This is a genomic window from Flavobacterium hungaricum, from assembly GCF_015182285.1.
Taxonomy (GTDB): domain Bacteria; phylum Bacteroidota; class Bacteroidia; order Flavobacteriales; family Flavobacteriaceae; genus Flavobacterium; species Flavobacterium hungaricum.
In genome coordinates this window covers 95,665-112,215 of the sequence record NZ_PRDM01000002.1, presented here as the reverse complement: position 1 = coordinate 112,215, position 16,551 = coordinate 95,665, and the positions used below count along the sequence as shown (strand labels likewise).

The following is a 16,551-nucleotide window of genomic DNA, read 5'->3' as shown; positions in this document are numbered from 1 at the left end:
GAAAAAACTCAAAAATACACATAATTTAAATATGTCAAATATAATTTCTCGCATTCGAATTAATTTAATTTTTCGCATTATTCTTAAACTCAGTCGGAGTTATTGCTTTGCACTTTTTAAAAAGTTTATTAAAATTAGAAGCTGTTTTATAACCGCATTCATACGCGATTTCAGACATGCTTTTGTCCGTTTCTAATAGCAATTTACAAGCATTCGAAATCCTGATTTCATGCAGGTAATCCATGAAATTCTTTTTGGTTTTCAGTTTAAACATTCTGCAGAAAGACGTTGGCGTCATATTCGCTACAGCGGCAATTTCTTCTAAGGAAATATTTCGTTTAAAATTTTTATTCACATATTGAAAAACCTCCGAAATACGATCGGTTTTAGAATCTTTTTGCATTAACGAATAAATTTCGTCATTAATATAAATCTTATCCTGACTATCCGAGAGCATCGACAAAATCTCAAAAAGTCCGACAATGACTTCGAAGTCTTTTTTGGCAACCAGTTTTTCCAGTTTTTTAGCAATTTGTTTATTCGTTTTGCCAATAATCGAAATCCCTTTTCCTGCCTGAACAAAAAGCTCGTTTATTTTTTGGGTTTCCTGTAATTCATAAAAAGCAGATCCAAAAATATCTTTGTTGAAATAAACAACAATAGAATTGGCTTTCAGCTCTTCAATTCCCTGATAATATTTCTCGTCATTCAACCAGACGTGGGGAATATCAGAACCAAGAAAAACCATATCGCCAGGCTCAAAAGGCATTACCGAATTCCCGATAATGCGTTTTCCAAAACTCTCTTTTACATACACTAATTCTAATTCGGGATGCGAATGAAAAGGCGCTTGAAAAAACGGCTCAATCCGATTCAGCACCGAAACTTTGGTGTTGAGATAGGGCGTTATTTTAGTTTGTTCCAATTTCATATCGCAAAGATAATTAAAGATTATAGAAGGATAATATCAGACTAACAATCAATTCATAAAAAAACTACTTTTATTTTTCGTTTACCGCCTGAATTTTATAGGGAATCAAGAAGTTAAATTGATTTTGAAATTGAAAAAGTAACGACACAAAAAAGAAAAAACAACAAAACAATGCTTGATAATACTACTAAAAAACTGGTTGTAAAACTACATCCAGACGATAATGTTTTGGTTGCCCTGACCGATCTTCAAAAAGGGGACACCATTCATTTTGAAAATGAAAATTACATTTTGCAAGACCTCATCAAAGCCAAACATAAATTCTACATGCAGGATATGAAGCAGGGAGAAGAGGTTAATATGTATGGTGTTTTGGTTGGAAAAGTACAGTGTGATGTAGCACAAGGAAGCTTAATGACCACTGAAAACCTGAAACATGCAGCAGATCCTTACGCTTATAGAAATGCTTCTTACGAATGGACTGCACCAGATGTTTCTAAATTTGAAAACCGAACTTTTAAAGGATATAAAAGAAAAGACGGACGCGTTGGAACAGCCAATTACTGGCTTTTTGTACCAACTGTTTTTTGTGAAAACAGAAATCTTGACGTCATAAAAGAAGCTTTACACAAGCAATTGGGGTATGCTGTAACTGATAAATACAATCAGTTTACACATGAATTGCTAGAAGGTTATTTGAAAGGAAATGATATCAACGACATCAATATTGAATTGAATCCTACGCCAAAAAACAAACGTGTTTTTGAAAATGTGGACGGAATTAAATTCTTAAACCATCAAGGCGGTTGTGGCGGAACGCGTCAAGATGCTGCTACTTTGAGTGCTTTATTGGCATCTTACGCCAATCACCCAAACGTTGGAGGAATCACTCTTTTGAGTTTAGGATGCCAGCATTTACAGGTTCAGGATTTTGTGAATGATGTAAAAAGACAGAACCCAGAGTTTGATAAACCTTTGTTTATTTTTGAACAACAGCAAACCGAAAGTGAAGAGGTTTTGATTACTAATGCGATCAAAAAAACGTTTGAAGGTTTAATCGAAATCAATAAATTTGAAAGAACTGATGCGCCTTTGAGTGATTTATGCATTGGTGTAAAATGCGGCGGGAGCGATGGCTTCAGCGGTGTGTCTGCAAATCCTGCTGTGGGTTACACTTCTGATTTAGTTGTAGCTTTAGGCGGTAAAATTCTTTTGGCAGAATTTCCAGAATTATGCGGTGCAGAACAAAATTTAATTGACCGTTGTGTTACAGAAGATAAAGCGAGAAAATTTATTGATTTAATGGAATCTTACGATGAACTAGCACATAAAGTAGGTTCAGGTTTTCATATGAATCCGTCGCCGGGAAATATCAAAGACGGATTGATTACTGATGCTATTAAAAGCGCTGGAGCTGCCAAAAAAGGCGGTACTTCTCCTGTAATTGATGTTTTGGATTATACCGAATTGGTGACAAAACCAGGTTTAAATTTAGTTTGTACGCCTGGAAATGATGTTGAAGCAACAACCGGAAAAGCGGCTTCTGGAGCAACTTTAATTTTGTTTACAACAGGATTAGGAACTCCAACAGGAAACCCGGTTTGTCCTGTAATTAAAGTGGCGACCAATTCTGTTTTGGCAACGCGAATGAAAGACATTATCGATATTGACTGCGGTCCGATCATTAGCGGAGAAAAATCTATTGAAGAAATGGGCGAGGAAATTTTAGAATACTGCATCAAAGCGGCGAGCGGCGAGATTATTCCAAAAGCGGTACAATTAAACCAAGACGATTTTATTCCTTGGAAACGCGGCGTATCTTTATAGTCTAATTTCAAATTAAAAATAACTTACTAAACACACATAATATGTTTTCATTACAAAATAAAAAAGCCATTATTACAGGCGGCGGAAGCGGGATTGGAAGAGCAATTTCAGTTCTTTTTGCTAAACAAGGCGCAGAAGTTCATATTTTAGAATTAACAGAAGAATCTGCAAAAGAAACGGTTGAAGAAATAAAATCTGCTGGTGGCAATGTTTTTGCTCACGCTTGCGACGTTTCGAATCACGAACAGGTAAAAACAACTTTTGCAAATATCGGAAACATTAATATTCTAGTAAACAATGCCGGAATTGCTCATGTTGGAAAAGTTGATACAACATCTGAATCTGATTTTGACCGTATTATGAATGTAAACGTAAAAGGAGTTTACAACTGTCTTCATGCTTCTATTCCAGCATTGAAAGGTGCAGGAGGCGGCGTAATTTTAAACTTAGCTTCGATTGCATGCTGGGTTGGAATTCCAGATCGTTTTGCTTATTCTACAGCAAAAGGTGCGGTTATGGCAATGACTTTGTCTGTTGCAAAAGATTATCTAAATGATAAAATCAGATGTAATTCTATTTCTCCTGCAAGAGTGCACACTCCGTTTGTAGACGGGTTTATTTCTAAAAACTATCCAGGAAAAGAGGAAGAAATCTTCGAAAAACTGTCACAGTCGCAGCCAATCGGAAGAATGGGCAAACCAGAAGAAATCGCTACTTTAGCGTTATTTCTTTGCAGTGACGAATCGTCTTTTATCACCGGTTCTGACTATCCAATTGACGGCGGATTTATTAAATTGAATAACTAACAAAAGAATAGCCACGAATTCACGAATTTTTACAAATTATAATTGGTGAAATTCGGGGTTAATTTATTTCACACAGATCTCACGAGTTATAAAAATAAAAATTCGTGAATTCGTGGCGAAAAAAAAATAAGGCTACAATAAAGATTTAAATAAATCATAATTCGTGGCAGAAAAAAAACTAAAAAAGAAAAGAATATGAAACTTATTAGATTCGGAGAAGAAGGAAAAGAAAAACCAGGAATTCTTCTAAATGATAAAAGATACGACGTTTCGTCTATCGTAACGACAGATTACAACGAAGCTTTTTTTGAAAATGACGGATTAAAGAAATTAGAAGAAGCTTTAAAAAGCAATCCATCATTACCAGAAGTAAGCGATTCAGTACGTTTAGGTTCTCCTGTTGCAAGACCTTCAAAAATTATTTGTATTGGTCTTAACTATGTAGATCACTGCGAAGAAACTGGAGCGGCTATTCCAGCAGAACCAATTATCTTTTTTAAATCAACAACTTCTTTGTGCGGACCAAACGACAATTTGATCATTCCAAAAAACAGTGAAAAAACAGATTGGGAAGTAGAATTGGCTTTTGTAGTAGGAAAAAAAGCAAGTTACGTTTCTGAAGAAGATGCTCCAAACTACATCGCTGGATATTGTTTGCTGAATGATTACAGCGAAAGAGCCTTTCAAATAGAACGCGGCGGACAATGGGCAAAAGGAAAAGGAAGCGACACTTTTGCTCCTCTTGGGCCGACAATGGTTACACCAGACGAAGCTGGAGATGTAAACAATCTTAAAATGTGGCTGACTGTAAACGGAAAAACATTCCAAAACAGTAACACTTCAAACTTGATTTTTAAAATCCCGTTTTTAGTGCATTATTTAAGCCAGTTCATGACATTACTTCCTGGCGACGTTATCAGTACAGGAACGCCTCCGGGAGTTGGATTAGGAATTAAACCAGATCCAATCTACATTAAAGCGGGCGACGTAATCGAATTAGGAATTGAAGGTTTAGGCACTAGTAAACAAACTGCTGTAGCATATTCATAAATAATAAAAATATGGCAACACAAAAATTCTGTTTGGCCTTAGATTTAAAAGACGACCAAAATTTGATCGCAGAATATAAAGAACTGCACCAAAATATCTGGCCGGAAATTAAAAAAAGCATTCAAGATTCGGGTATCGAAGTTCTGGATATTTATTGCACCGGAAATAGATTATTTATGATAATTGAAGGCGATGAAAATTTTTCTTTCGAGAAAAAAGACGCGGCCGAAGCTGCAAACGAAAAAGTGCAGGAATGGGAAACTTTAATGTGGAAATTCCAACAAGCTTTACCGTGGGCAAAGCCAGGCCAAAAATGGGTTTTGATGGAAAAAATATTCCATCTTTAATTTAGGAAAACATACATTTTCTTGTAAAAGAGTGTAATTTTTAATTATATTTTTTTTGTAAAAAAGCGGGGACATCAGAAATGGTGTCCTCGTTTTGTGTTATGGCAAGGTAATTTTGAATATTTTTATCCGCTTATCAAAGCATTTCAAACTTAAAAAAATGCAGGAAGAAAAATTCGGATCGAAATTTAAAGTATCCTTTTTCTTGTAAAAACATGTTATTCAGCACCCTATATTTATTTTGCTTTTTTACTTTTAATCATAACAAGAAAATAATGTTGTGAGAAATTAATTGTCAATTTATTTTAAATATATTTATCCCAAATTTAAAACCATAACCAAAATCATGAAAAAATTAGTACTTACATTATTATTTGTTTCTGGCGCTGCTTTTGCACAGGACATTGAAATTAAATCTGGGGATTTTGCTTTCTTAAAAGATCAAAAAGAAATCAATGTAGAATTTGACTACAGCGGTTTTACTATGATGAAAGACAAAAAAACAGAAGCGCAGTATGTTGAAGAAAGAACTGCAGAGTTAAACGAAAAATCAAAAGGAAATGGAACAATCTGGAGCAAAAAATGGAGCACTGCTAAAGAATCGATCTGGAATCCTAAATTCTTAGAACTAGTAAATGTTGTTTTAAATAAAGAAAAGAAAGACGTTAGTTTTCAAGAAGGTCTTACAACTCCTTATACTTTGATTGTACAAACAGTTTGGATTTATCCAGGCTGGGATATCGCAATGATGAAACAAGCTGCAAAAGTTACTACAAATTTAAAATTTGTTGAAACGGCTAATAAATCACATGTCTTATTAGAAATTTCAAGCGAAGAAGCTCCTGGTGATCAATACGGAAGCCAATTTAGCAACGAATCTAGAATTGGTGAAGGCTATGCAAAAACTGGTAAATCTTTTGCAAAACTTCTTTTGAAAAAAGCTTATAAATAAGATATAGTTTTTAAAATCAAAAAACCCTAGCAAATGCTAGGGTTTCTTTTTTTTATTTATTTTCTTTTTCTTTTTCCATATCAATAACATATGCCATATTCTTAACTACATTGTCATGTTTTTTAACGAATGGATTTTCTTCATTCCAAACATAACCTGCCAGAACTGCACAAATTTTCTCTTTTACATCTGGGTTTTCAGGCTGGTGGAAAAATAACGTCTGTAAGTTTCCTGTGTACCATTCTTTCACGTAAGTGGTAAAAACAGCAATTCCTCGCTTCATGTAACCGCTAAATTCTGTTTCCCAGTCTACAGCAATTCCTTGCGATTCTTTTAGATACAATTTAGCTGCAAGCATTCCAGATTCAGTTGCAAAAGCTACTCCAGAAGAAAAAACAGGATCTAAAAATTCTGAACTGTTTCCTGTCAGCGCAAAACCATCTCCGTACATTCTTTTAACTGCTCTAGAATAATTCTCTAATTTTACCGGTTCAAACAAAAATTCTGTTCCAGCAAATCTTTTAATATAGTAGTCTGATTTCTGAATAGCATTTTTTAAAGCCTCTGCATTGTCTTTATTAGCAGAAAGCGAATTAATAAAATCTGTCGGACCTACTACTCCTAAACTTGTATTTCCGTTAGAGAACGGAATTACCCATAACCAAACTTCTGTTTCCAGAATATCAAAAGAAATTAGTGTTCCTTCTTCACCTTCTGGTCTGTTAATGTCTTTAACATGCGTGAAAATAGAAGAATGCGGATCTAATTTAGAAGGCGTGTCCAAATCTAAAAGTCTTGGCAGCACACGACCGTAGCCGCTTGAGTCAATAATAAATTTAGCATGAATCTCTTTTAAATTACCATCTTTGTCCTTTACAATGGTCTTAGAATTTTTGCCTTCAAAAGAAACTTCCAGAACTTCAGATTCAAATTCTAAATCAATTCCTTTTCGAACAACTTCTTGTGCCATTGTGTTGTCAAAATCAGCTCTTGGAACCTGCCAGGTCCAATCCCATCCTTCTCCAAATTTCTTACTGAAATCAAAAACACAGATTTCTTCGCCTCGAATAAAACGTGCTCCGAGCTTCTTTTCGAAATTCATTGCATCGAGACTTTCAAAAAGTTCAGCCTCAGCGAAATGATCCATTACTCTCGGAATTAGACTTTCGCCTACTACAAGTCGAGGAAATTTTGTTTTCTCGACTACTTTTACCTTAACATTATTTTTGTAAAGATATGATGCTGAGACACATCCGGATGGTCCTGCACCAATAACTAAAACATCAACAAACTCCTTTGTCATATTAGAAATATTATCATTAATTAGCCTACATTTGCCATCGTCAAATAAACTACATTTATTTTGATAAATAAAATTAAATTAGCACAATCAAAAACGATTTAATGAATACAATTAATGAATATTTAAGTTTAGCTGAATTTGAAGCTATTATCTTTGGAAAAAACAAAGTTGCGGTAAGTGACGTGGTTCTAAATCGCGTTAATGACAGTTTTAATTTCTTGAAAGAATTTTCAGGAAATAAGGTTATTTACGGTGTAAATACAGGTTTTGGGCCAATGGCTCAATACAGAATTAAAGAATCAGATCAGATTCAACTTCAGTACAACCTTATTAGAAGCCACTCTTCTGGAACAGGAAAACCTCTAAATGCTGAATGTGCAAAAGCAGCTATCCTGGCTCGTTTGAACACACTTTCTTTAGGAAATTCTGGTGTTCATCCTTCTGTAATTCACTTAATGGCAGAATTAATTAATAGAGATATTACGCCATTAATTTTTGAACACGGTGGTGTAGGTGCGAGTGGTGACTTAGTACAGCTATCACATCTTGCTTTAGTTTTAATTGGCGAAGGCGAAGTTTTTTATAAAGGAGATAGAAGACCAACTGCTGAAGTTTTCGAAATTGAAGGATTAAAACCTATTCAAGTAGAAATCAGAGAAGGTCTGGCTTTAATCAACGGAACTTCTGTAATGACAGGAATTGGTGTTGTAAACGTTCACTATGCTAACAAATTATTAGATTGGTCATTAAAAGCTTCTTGTGCTATCAACGAATTGGTTCAGGCATATGACGATCATTTCTCTGAAGAGTTAAACCAGACTAAACGTCACAAAGGACAGCAGGAAGTAGCTGAAAGAATGAGAAAAAATCTTTCTGACAGTACTCTAATCCGTAAAAGAGAAGACCATTTATACTCTGGAGAAAATACAGAAGAAATTTTCAAAGAAAAAGTTCAAGAGTATTATTCTTTAAGATGTGTGCCTCAAATTTTAGGACCTGTTTTAGAAACTATAAATAATGTTGCTTCTATATTAGAAGATGAATTTAATTCTGCAAACGACAATCCTATTATCGATGTAAAAAATCAACACGTTTATCACGGAGGAAATTTCCACGGAGATTATATTTCTTTGGAAATGGATAAATTGAAAATCGTTATTACCAAATTAACGATGCTTGCAGAACGTCAGTTGAATTATTTATTGAATTCAAAAATCAACGAGCTTCTGCCTCCATTTGTAAACCTAGGAACATTAGGATTCAATTTCGGAATGCAGGGAGTTCAATTCGTAGCGACTTCAACAACGGCAGAAAGCCAAATGCTATCAAACCCAATGTACGTTCACAGTATTCCGAACAACAATGACAATCAAGACATTGTAAGTATGGGAACCAACTCGGCAGTAATTACATCAAAAGTAATCGAAAACTCTTTTGAAGTTTTAGCAATCGAATTGATTACAATCGTACAAGCAATTGATTATTTAGATCAAAAAGGAAAAATTTCATCTGTTACCAAAAAATGGTATGATGATGTTCGTAACATAATTCCAACATTCAAAGAAGATCAGGTAATGTATCCGTTTGTTCAAAAAGTAAAAGATTATTTGATCAATAGTTAAGATCAACTTTTTTTTAGTATTAATATTGAATTTTAAAATCATGAAAAAAACACTTATTTTTTTATTGCTGGCAGGTATTCAATTTGTTAATAGTCAAGAATTAGCATTAGTCAAAAAGAATTCAAAAATCGGTTATATTACCAAAGACGGTTCTTTTAAAATTGAACCTCAGTACAAATCGGCAAAAAGTTTTTCTGAAGGTTTGGCCGCTGTCGAAAACGGCGGAAAATGGGGGTACATAGATACAAAAGGTGCGTGGGTAATTCCGGCAGACTTTGCTAATGCAAAAGATTTTAACAGCGGTATTGCCATCGTTCAAAAAGATAAAGAGTGGGTTTATATTAATACAAAAGGAGAAATCTTAAAAGCACCGGCTTCAGAAAAATTATTTGATTTTAATGATGGCGTTGCTTTTATAAAACAAGGAGACAAAATCGGGTTGATCAATTCTAAAATGGCTGTTGTGTTAGAGCCAAAATACAATATGATCAAACCTTTTGAAAATGGTTTTGCAAGAGTTGAACTCAATAAAAACTGGGGAATTATTAATACTGCTGGAAAAGAATTAATAGAACCTGCGTATTCTGAAATCGGTAATTATTTTAAAAACACTGCCTGGGCCAGAAAAGATAAAACTTTTGGCCTTGTAAGTGGCGGGAAATTTATTCCTATTGATGGTGCCGAAAAGATATACGATTTTGAAACCCAAGATTTGACCTATGCTAGAAAAAATGGAAAAATAGGTTATATTGACCTAAAAGGAAACTGGGTTATTCTTCCATTATATGATAAAGGAAAAGCCTTTTCTAAAAATTTGGCTCCGGTCTTGGTTGGAAAAAAATGGGGATATATCAACTTAAAGGGAGATTTTGTAATCGAACCTACTTATAATGATGCAGAAGTTTTTAGTTCAAATGGTTTGGCTCCCGTAAAAGAAAACAATTGGGGGTTTATTAATGAGTCTGGAAAAATAATTATTCCGACACAGTACAATATTACATCCAACGGTTTTATCGTTTCGTTGTTTACGCAGCAGGACAAGGGTTTTATTAATGGTCTTGCCAGAGTTAAAAATGAAGGGAAATGGGGATTTCTTAAACCAGACGGAACTGTCTTAAGTAACCAATGGTTTGAAAATGCCGAACTTTTTTCTAATTCTAAAACATCAGAAAAAACACAGTCAGCAGAAACTCCTGCAGAAAAACCAAAACAGGAAACAAAGCAGACGAAACCAGTAAGCAAGAAAAAGAAATAATAATATTTCCAACAAAAAATAAAATTTACCTATATAATGAAATGTGTATTAGTAACAGGCGGTTCAAGAGGAATTGGAAGTGCTATTTGTAAAAAATTGGCAGTAGAAGCTAATTATCATATTCTAATAAATTACCATTCGAATAAAACGGCCGCTGAAGAAACATTACAAGAAATACAAAAATTAGGCGCAACAGGAGAAATTCTAGGTTTTGATGTTGCTGATTTTCAAAACGTACAAGATGTATTAACCAAATGGCAGGAAGCAAATCCTGACGCCATAGTTGAAGCAATTGTAAACAATGCAGGAATAACCAAAGATGGTCTTTTTATGTGGATGACACCACAAGACTGGAGCAGTGTTATGAATACCAGCACAAACGGTTTCTTTAATGTTACACAGTTTTTTATTCAAAAAATGCTTCGCAACAAATACGGCCGTATTGTAAACATCGTTTCGGTTTCTGGTGTAAAAGGAACAGCAGGACAAACCAATTATTCTGCTGCAAAAGGAGCCATCGTTGCGGCTACAAAAGCTTTGGCACAAGAAGTTGCAAAAAGAAACATTACTGTAAATGCTGTTGCACCAGGTTTTATCAGAACAGATATGACCAGCGATTTGGACGAAAAAGAACTTTTAAGAATGATTCCAGTAAATCGTTTTGGAGAAGCCGAAGAAGTTGCAGATTTGGTAAGCTTTTTGATTTCTAAAAAAGCAAGCTATATAACAGGAGAAATTATTAACATCAACGGAGGAATATATTCTTAATTTATAGGCGTGCATAGAAAACTATTTTTTTATGTGCGAAAGATCAAAAAAAAGAAATACATTGCTCCCGCATAGATCCCAATATATAGCTTCAAGTATCTCGGTAACCGATTGAATAAATAGAATAAAGGTCTGTGTATTAAAAAATTACACAATAGGATAAAAAATTACTTAGAAAGACGATGAATAGAAGAGTTGTAATTACTGGAATGGGAATTTATTCTTGTATCGGAACTTCTTTAGATGAAGTAAAGGAATCCCTATACAATGGAAAATCTGGTATTCAGTTTGATTCTGAAAGAAAAGATTTTGGCTTTCAATCTGCTTTAACTGGAATAGTTCCTAAAGCAGATTTGAAAAATCTTTTGACACGCAGACAGCGCATGAGCATCGGTGAAGAAACCGAATATGCTTATATGGCTACGATTGAAGCATTAAAAAATGCCAATATTGATGATGCTTTTTTTGATGAACGCGAGGTTGGAATTATGTACGGAAATGACAGCGTTTCTAGAGCAGTCATTGAGGCAACAGATATTGTTCGAGAAAAAAAAGACACTGCCCTTATTGGTTCAGGCGCTATTTTTAAATCGATGAATTCGACTGTAACGATGAACCTTTCGACGATTTTCAAACTTCGAGGCATAAATCTTACTGTAAGTGCTGCATGTGCCAGCGGTTCGCATTCTATTGGTCTGGCCTATTTTTTAATCAAAAGCGGTTTTCAAGACATTGTAATTTGCGGAGGTGCTCAGGAAATCAACAAATATGCCATGAGCAGTTTTGATGGTTTAGGCGTTTTTTCTAACCGCGAAAGCGATCCCGAAAAAGCTTCAAGACCTTTTGATGCTAATCGCGACGGATTGATTCCGAGTGGTGGAGGTGCAACCTTAATTCTCGAAAGTTACGAATCTGCAATTGCCAGAGGAGCCAACATTATTGCAGAAATCGGCGGGTACGGATTTTCGTCAAACGGCGGACACATTTCGACTCCAAATGTCGAAGGACCAGCTACAGCCATGAAGCGTGCACTAGACGATGCGCAGTTAAAAGCGACCGATATCGAATACATAAATGCCCATGCAACATCAACTCCTGTTGGAGATGCTAACGAAGCCAAAGCGATCTTTGAAGTTTTTGGTGAGAAAAATCCTTACGTAAGCTCCACCAAATCAATGACAGGGCATGAATGCTGGATGGCAGGCGCAAGTGAGATAATCTACTCTATATTAATGATGCAGCATGATTTTATTGCTCCAAATATCAATTTGGAAAATCCTGACGAAGATGCATCGAAATTAAATTTAGTTAAAACTACGTTAAATAAAAAATTTGACATATTTTTGTCCAATTCTTTCGGGTTCGGAGGAACCAACTCTGCGTTGGTGGTTAAAAAGTTTAAATTAGACAATGAATAAAGAAGAGATTATAGCAAAGATTAATGTTTTTTTGGTTGATGAATTTGAAGTAGATAATGACGATATTGAACCAGATGCTAATTTAAAAGACACACTTGGGTTAGACAGTTTAGATTATGTCGATTTAGTCGTTTCTATCGAGTCTAATTTTGGTGTTAAACTAGTTGAAGCTGATTTTGTCGGAATTGCAACTTTCCAGAATTTCTATGACCTTATCGAAGCCAAACTAAAAGCTAAAGCTGTTTAATGAGTCAATGGGACGGCAAATCAAAAGGAACAGTTTTAGGTTATAAAATATTCGTTTTTTTAATTCAAAAAGCGGGTGTCAAAGCAGCGTACGTTTTATTGTATTTTGTAGCTTCTTATTACTTTTTGTTTTTAAGAAAAAGCAACAAAGCCATTTCTTACTATTTTAGAGAAAGACTGCAATACTCCTATTTCAAATCCAAAGTTATGGTCTTCAAAAGTTATTACACTTTTGGGCAGACTCTTATTGATAAAATTTCGATTTCTGCAGGAATGCGAAACAAGTTTACTTATGAGTTTGATGGAATAGAAGTATTGAAGAAACTTCTGGCCGAAAAAAAAGGAGGTGTTTTAATAAGCGCGCATGTTGGGAACTTTGAAATTGCAGAGCATTTTTTTGGAGAAATAGACCTTGATTTTCAAATAAATCTGGTTACAACAGATCTGGAACATTCTGCAATTAAAAATTACCTGGAAACCATTACACAAAAACCAACGGTAAAGTTCATTATCATCAAAGAAGATTTATCTCATATTTTTGAAATTAATGCGGCTTTGGCCAATAATGAATTGGTTTGTTTTACAGGAGATCGTTATTTTGAAGGCACAAAATCGCTGTCTGAAAAACTTCTTGAAAAAGAAGCCGATTTTCCAGCAGGACCTTTCTTAATTGCCTCAAGGTTAAAAGTTCCGGTAGTTTTTGTTTATGTTATGAAAGAGCCAAATTTACATTATCATTTGTACGCTAGAGAAGCCGAGGTAAAACATAGAGATGAGAAAGCACTTTTGAAAGAATATATTAAAAGTGTCGAAAATATACTTCAAAGATACCCGTTACAATGGTTTAACTATTTTGATTTCTGGAATCAGTTCAAAAAATAATGGACTATTTTAAAAAAAATTGTAAGGCATAGGGTTTTTTTCCTATAAAATAATAAAAAAAATCAAAAATAGACCTTATTGGCAAGAATAAGAAAATTCGTTTAAATAAATTTACCTATTTTTGCCTACCACCAAGCAAAAAATCCTAAATGAAAAATGTTCTCGTAATTTATTATTCACAATCTGGACAATTGGAATCGATTGCAAGAAACATTGCAAAGCCTTTTCTACAGTCAGACGATATAAATTTAACGTTTTACGAAATCCAACTAGAAAAACCGTTTCCTTTTCCTTGGAACAAAGCTTCTTTTTTTGATGCTTTCCCAGAATCTTTTTTACAGATTCCGACAGATTTGAAACCTGTTCCAGAAGAGATTTTAAACACATCGTTTGATTTAATTTTATTTCATTATCAGGTTTGGTACTTATCGCCTTCGATCCCTATTAATTCATTTCTAAAAAGCAATGATGCCAAAAAAATCCTGAATAATACTCCTGTAATCACCATAAGCGGTTCCAGAAATATGTGGATCATGGCTCAGGAAAAAATCAAAGCTTTATTGAAAGAAGCCAATGCCAATTTGGTCGGAAATATAGCTTTGGTAGACCGCGTAGGAAATTTAATCAGCGTAATTACAATTGTAGAATGGATGTTTTCGGGAGTTAAAAAGAAATACCTGGGTATTTTTCCTCTTCCCGGAGTTTCAGAAAAAGATATAAAAGAGTCAGACCAATTTGGAGAAATCATACTCGATGCCGTTCATCAGAATAAATTGCCCGATTTACAGCCAAAATTAGTCAGTGCAGGTGCCGTAAAAATTAGTTCTTATTTAGTAACTGTTGACAAAACCGCCAATAAAATTTTTAATAAGTGGTCAAATATCATTTATAAAAATCAAAAAAAGCGAAAAACGTTATTAAAAGTATTTAATGTTTATTTATTCCTTGCAATATGGTTAATTTCACCAATAGTATATATATTGCACCTCATTACCTATCCGCTTAAGTTAAAAACCATAAAAAAAGAAACTCTGTATTATCAAGGAGTTTAGAAGACGAAATTTAAATTATGTTTGAAGTTTACATTACAAAAGCCGCAAAGTATTTGCCAAATGAAGCCATCTCTAACGACGAAATGGAAAGTTATTTAGGTCTTATCAACGATACTGCCTCAAAAGCCAGACGTATTATTTTGCGAAATAATAAAATTGCAAGCCGTTATTACGCTGTTGATAAAACTGGAAAAAGTACGCATAATAATGCTGAGTTAACACGAAATGCAATTGTACAGCTTTTTGATGAAGAGTTTACTCCTCAAGATGTAGAAGTACTTTCTTGCGGAACCTCGACTCCAGATATTTTCCTGCCATCGCATGCAGCAATGGTACACGGATTATTGAAGAATAAATCGGTAGAATTAAATTCGTCTACAGGTGTATGCTGTGCCGGAATGAACTCTTTAAAATTCGGATTTCTTTCTGTACGTTCAGGAAATTCAAATAATGCAATTTGTACAGGATCTGAAAAAGTTTCGACTTGGCTTATTGCTCAAAAATATAAAAACGAAGTTGACAACTTAAAAAACCTAGAAGAACAGCCAATTATTGCTTTCAAAAAAGACTTTTTAAGATGGATGTTATCTGATGGTGCAGGAGCTTTGTTGTTAGAAAACAAACCTAAAGGAGAAATTTCTCTTAAAATCGAATGGATGGAAGCGTATTCTTATGCTTTCGAATTGGAAACTTGCATGTATGCAGGAGGTGATAAATTAGAAAATGGCGACATCAAACCTTGGAGCGAATACGAACCGGAACAATTATTGAACGAGTCTGTTTTTGCGATCAAACAAGATGTAAAATTATTAGACGAATTTATCCTTACAAAAGGTGCCGATAGTATGAAAGAGGCAATGGATAAGAATAAAATCGTATCTGATGATATTGATTATTTTATTCCGCACGTTTCTTCTAACTTTTTTGTGGAAGGCTTAAAAAAAGGCTTACACGAAAAAGGAATCGGAATGAGTGACGAGAAATGGTTTATGAATCTTTCTAGAGTAGGAAATGTTGGTTCTGCATCTATTTACCTGGCTCTTGAAGAATTAATGAATTCTGGAAATCTAAAAAAAGGACAGCATATTTTATTATCTGTTCCAGAAAGTGGAAGATTTTCTTTTGCTTATGCTTATTTAACAGTCTGCTAAATGGAAACACTTGTTCTTTTAGAAAAAGAAATTGTAGAAAACCTGATACCGCAAAAATTTCCTTTTGTAATGGTAGACAGCATGCATTCTTATACAGAAACGTCATTGGTTTCTGGATTGACAATTCAAAGCGAAAATATTTTTGTTGAGAACAATACCTTTCTAGAAGCAGGTTTAGTAGAACACATGGCACAATCTGTGGCGCTTCATACCGGCTATCAGTTCTTTTTAAGAAATGAAGATGCGCCAACGGGGTATATTGGTTCTATTAAAGAAATCCAAATCAAAAAGCTGCCATTATTAGCGGATCATATTCAATCTGAAGTAACTATTTTACAAGAATTTGGCGGTATCACATTGGTAGATATTGTTACCACCTTAAACAATCAGGAAATTGCCCGAGGACAAATGAAAACAGTTCTTGCAAAATAATACACAAAATGATGGAACTCTCTGCTATTGACATACAAAATTATTTACCACATCGCGCACCGCTGTTAATGGTAGATTTAATTTTGAATATAGATGCTAATTCTGTTGAAACCACTTTTCTCATCCAAAAAGACAATGTTTTTGTTGATAATGATGTTTTTATAGAAGCAGGATTAATCGAAAATACAGCACAGACGTGTTCTTCTATTGTGGGAAAAAAATATTTCGTTGACGACAACGGAATAGAAAACGACAACGTTAATGTGATCGGGTTTATCAGCGCTTTAAAAAGTGTAAAAATACATGCTCTGCCAAAAGTAGGCGATACTATTGTAACCAAAGCCGATTTGGTTTCAAAATTTGTTACAGACGATTACACTTTGTGTACTATGAGCTGCAGCAGTATGCTGGAAGACCAGCTTCTTTTAGAATGCGAAATCAATTTGTTTATTCAAAAGACAATTTCTCCAGTAGAATATTAATGCTGTTTTTTTGAATAGTCTTACTTA

Annotated in this window: 17 protein-coding genes; 15 read left to right on the top strand and 2 right to left on the bottom strand. The window is 34.4% G+C overall.

Annotated elements, in window-relative coordinates; translation table 11 throughout:
- Positions 1-64 precede the first annotated feature (64 nt).
- The gene (locus C4F50_RS08220) at positions 65-931 is read right to left on the bottom strand and encodes an AraC family transcriptional regulator (RefSeq protein ID WP_193845967.1); all 867 of its coding nucleotides are present in this window, start codon (positions 929-931) and stop codon (positions 65-67) included.
- A gap of 171 nt (positions 932-1,102) precedes the next feature.
- Here C4F50_RS08220 and C4F50_RS08215 point away from each other — a divergent pair, with 171 nt between their 5' ends.
- The 5 genes from C4F50_RS08215 (at position 1,103) to C4F50_RS08195 (ending at position 5,913) form a co-directional block, all read left to right on the top strand.
- Positions 1,103-2,758 carry a UxaA family hydrolase gene (locus C4F50_RS08215; RefSeq protein ID WP_193845966.1) on the top strand — a complete coding sequence of 552 codons (1,656 nt, stop codon included), beginning with the start codon at positions 1,103-1,105 and terminating at the stop codon, positions 2,756-2,758.
- Positions 2,759-2,799: 41 nt separating this feature from the next.
- On the top strand, positions 2,800-3,564 hold the full coding sequence (locus C4F50_RS08210) for an SDR family NAD(P)-dependent oxidoreductase (RefSeq protein WP_193845965.1): 765 nt from the start codon (positions 2,800-2,802) through the stop codon (positions 3,562-3,564).
- Between the two features lie 195 nt (positions 3,565-3,759).
- Positions 3,760-4,614, top strand: coding sequence for a fumarylacetoacetate hydrolase family protein (locus C4F50_RS08205; protein ID WP_193845964.1), 855 nt, complete (start codon positions 3,760-3,762; stop codon positions 4,612-4,614).
- A gap of 11 nt (positions 4,615-4,625) precedes the next feature.
- Positions 4,626-4,961, top strand: a complete 336-nt coding sequence (locus tag C4F50_RS08200) for an L-rhamnose mutarotase (RefSeq protein WP_193845963.1) — start codon at positions 4,626-4,628, stop codon at positions 4,959-4,961.
- Positions 4,962-5,307: 346 nt separating this feature from the next.
- Positions 5,308-5,913 carry a hypothetical protein gene (locus C4F50_RS08195; RefSeq protein WP_193845962.1) on the top strand — a complete coding sequence of 202 codons (606 nt, stop codon included), beginning with the start codon at positions 5,308-5,310 and terminating at the stop codon, positions 5,911-5,913.
- Between the two features lie 52 nt (positions 5,914-5,965).
- On the opposite strand, the gene C4F50_RS08190 is transcribed toward C4F50_RS08195, so the two are convergent.
- Positions 5,966-7,216 carry an NAD(P)/FAD-dependent oxidoreductase gene (locus C4F50_RS08190; protein WP_193845961.1) on the bottom strand — a complete coding sequence of 417 codons (1,251 nt, stop codon included), beginning with the start codon at positions 7,214-7,216 and terminating at the stop codon, positions 5,966-5,968.
- 101 nt (positions 7,217-7,317) lie between these two features.
- On the opposite strand from C4F50_RS08190, the gene flxA reads away from it, so the two are divergent.
- From flxA to C4F50_RS08140, 10 genes are all read left to right on the top strand, one after another.
- On the top strand, positions 7,318-8,838 hold the full coding sequence (gene flxA / locus C4F50_RS08185) for a flexirubin biosynthesis tyrosine ammonia-lyase FlxA (RefSeq protein WP_193845960.1): 1,521 nt from the start codon (positions 7,318-7,320) through the stop codon (positions 8,836-8,838).
- Between the two features lie 40 nt (positions 8,839-8,878).
- On the top strand, positions 8,879-10,093 hold the full coding sequence (locus C4F50_RS08180; RefSeq protein WP_193845959.1) for a WG repeat-containing protein: 1,215 nt from the start codon (positions 8,879-8,881) through the stop codon (positions 10,091-10,093).
- A gap of 36 nt (positions 10,094-10,129) precedes the next feature.
- Positions 10,130-10,861: a flexirubin biosynthesis SDR family reductase FlxB gene (flxB, locus tag C4F50_RS08175; protein WP_193845958.1), complete on the top strand. Its 732-nt coding sequence runs from the start codon at positions 10,130-10,132 to the stop codon at positions 10,859-10,861.
- Between the two features lie 182 nt (positions 10,862-11,043).
- On the top strand, positions 11,044-12,279 hold the full coding sequence (locus C4F50_RS08170; RefSeq protein WP_193845957.1) for a beta-ketoacyl-[acyl-carrier-protein] synthase family protein: 1,236 nt from the start codon (positions 11,044-11,046) through the stop codon (positions 12,277-12,279).
- Positions 12,272-12,526 (top strand): acyl carrier protein, encoded by a 255-nt coding sequence (locus tag C4F50_RS08165; RefSeq protein ID WP_193845956.1) that lies wholly within the window; start codon positions 12,272-12,274, stop codon positions 12,524-12,526. The genes C4F50_RS08170 and C4F50_RS08165 overlap by 8 nt, the downstream gene beginning before the upstream one ends.
- Positions 12,526-13,407, top strand: a complete 882-nt coding sequence (locus C4F50_RS08160; protein ID WP_193845955.1) for a lysophospholipid acyltransferase family protein — start codon at positions 12,526-12,528, stop codon at positions 13,405-13,407. Before C4F50_RS08165 ends, C4F50_RS08160 begins: the two co-directional genes overlap by 1 nt.
- Before the next feature lie 149 nt (positions 13,408-13,556).
- Positions 13,557-14,459 carry an NADPH-dependent FMN reductase family protein gene (locus tag C4F50_RS08155; RefSeq protein ID WP_193845954.1) on the top strand — a complete coding sequence of 301 codons (903 nt, stop codon included), beginning with the start codon at positions 13,557-13,559 and terminating at the stop codon, positions 14,457-14,459.
- A gap of 17 nt (positions 14,460-14,476) precedes the next feature.
- A complete protein-coding gene (gene darB, locus C4F50_RS08150) occupies positions 14,477-15,610 on the top strand; it encodes a dialkylresorcinol biosynthesis protein DarB (RefSeq protein WP_193845953.1) in 1,134 nt (377 codons plus the stop codon).
- Positions 15,611-16,042, top strand: coding sequence for a hotdog family protein (locus tag C4F50_RS08145; protein WP_193845952.1), 432 nt, complete (start codon positions 15,611-15,613; stop codon positions 16,040-16,042). It begins immediately after the preceding gene.
- 11 nt (positions 16,043-16,053) lie between these two features.
- Entirely contained in the window at positions 16,054-16,524 is a 471-nt protein-coding gene (locus tag C4F50_RS08140; protein ID WP_194139133.1) for a hotdog family protein, read from the top strand.
- Positions 16,525-16,551 lie beyond the last annotated feature (27 nt).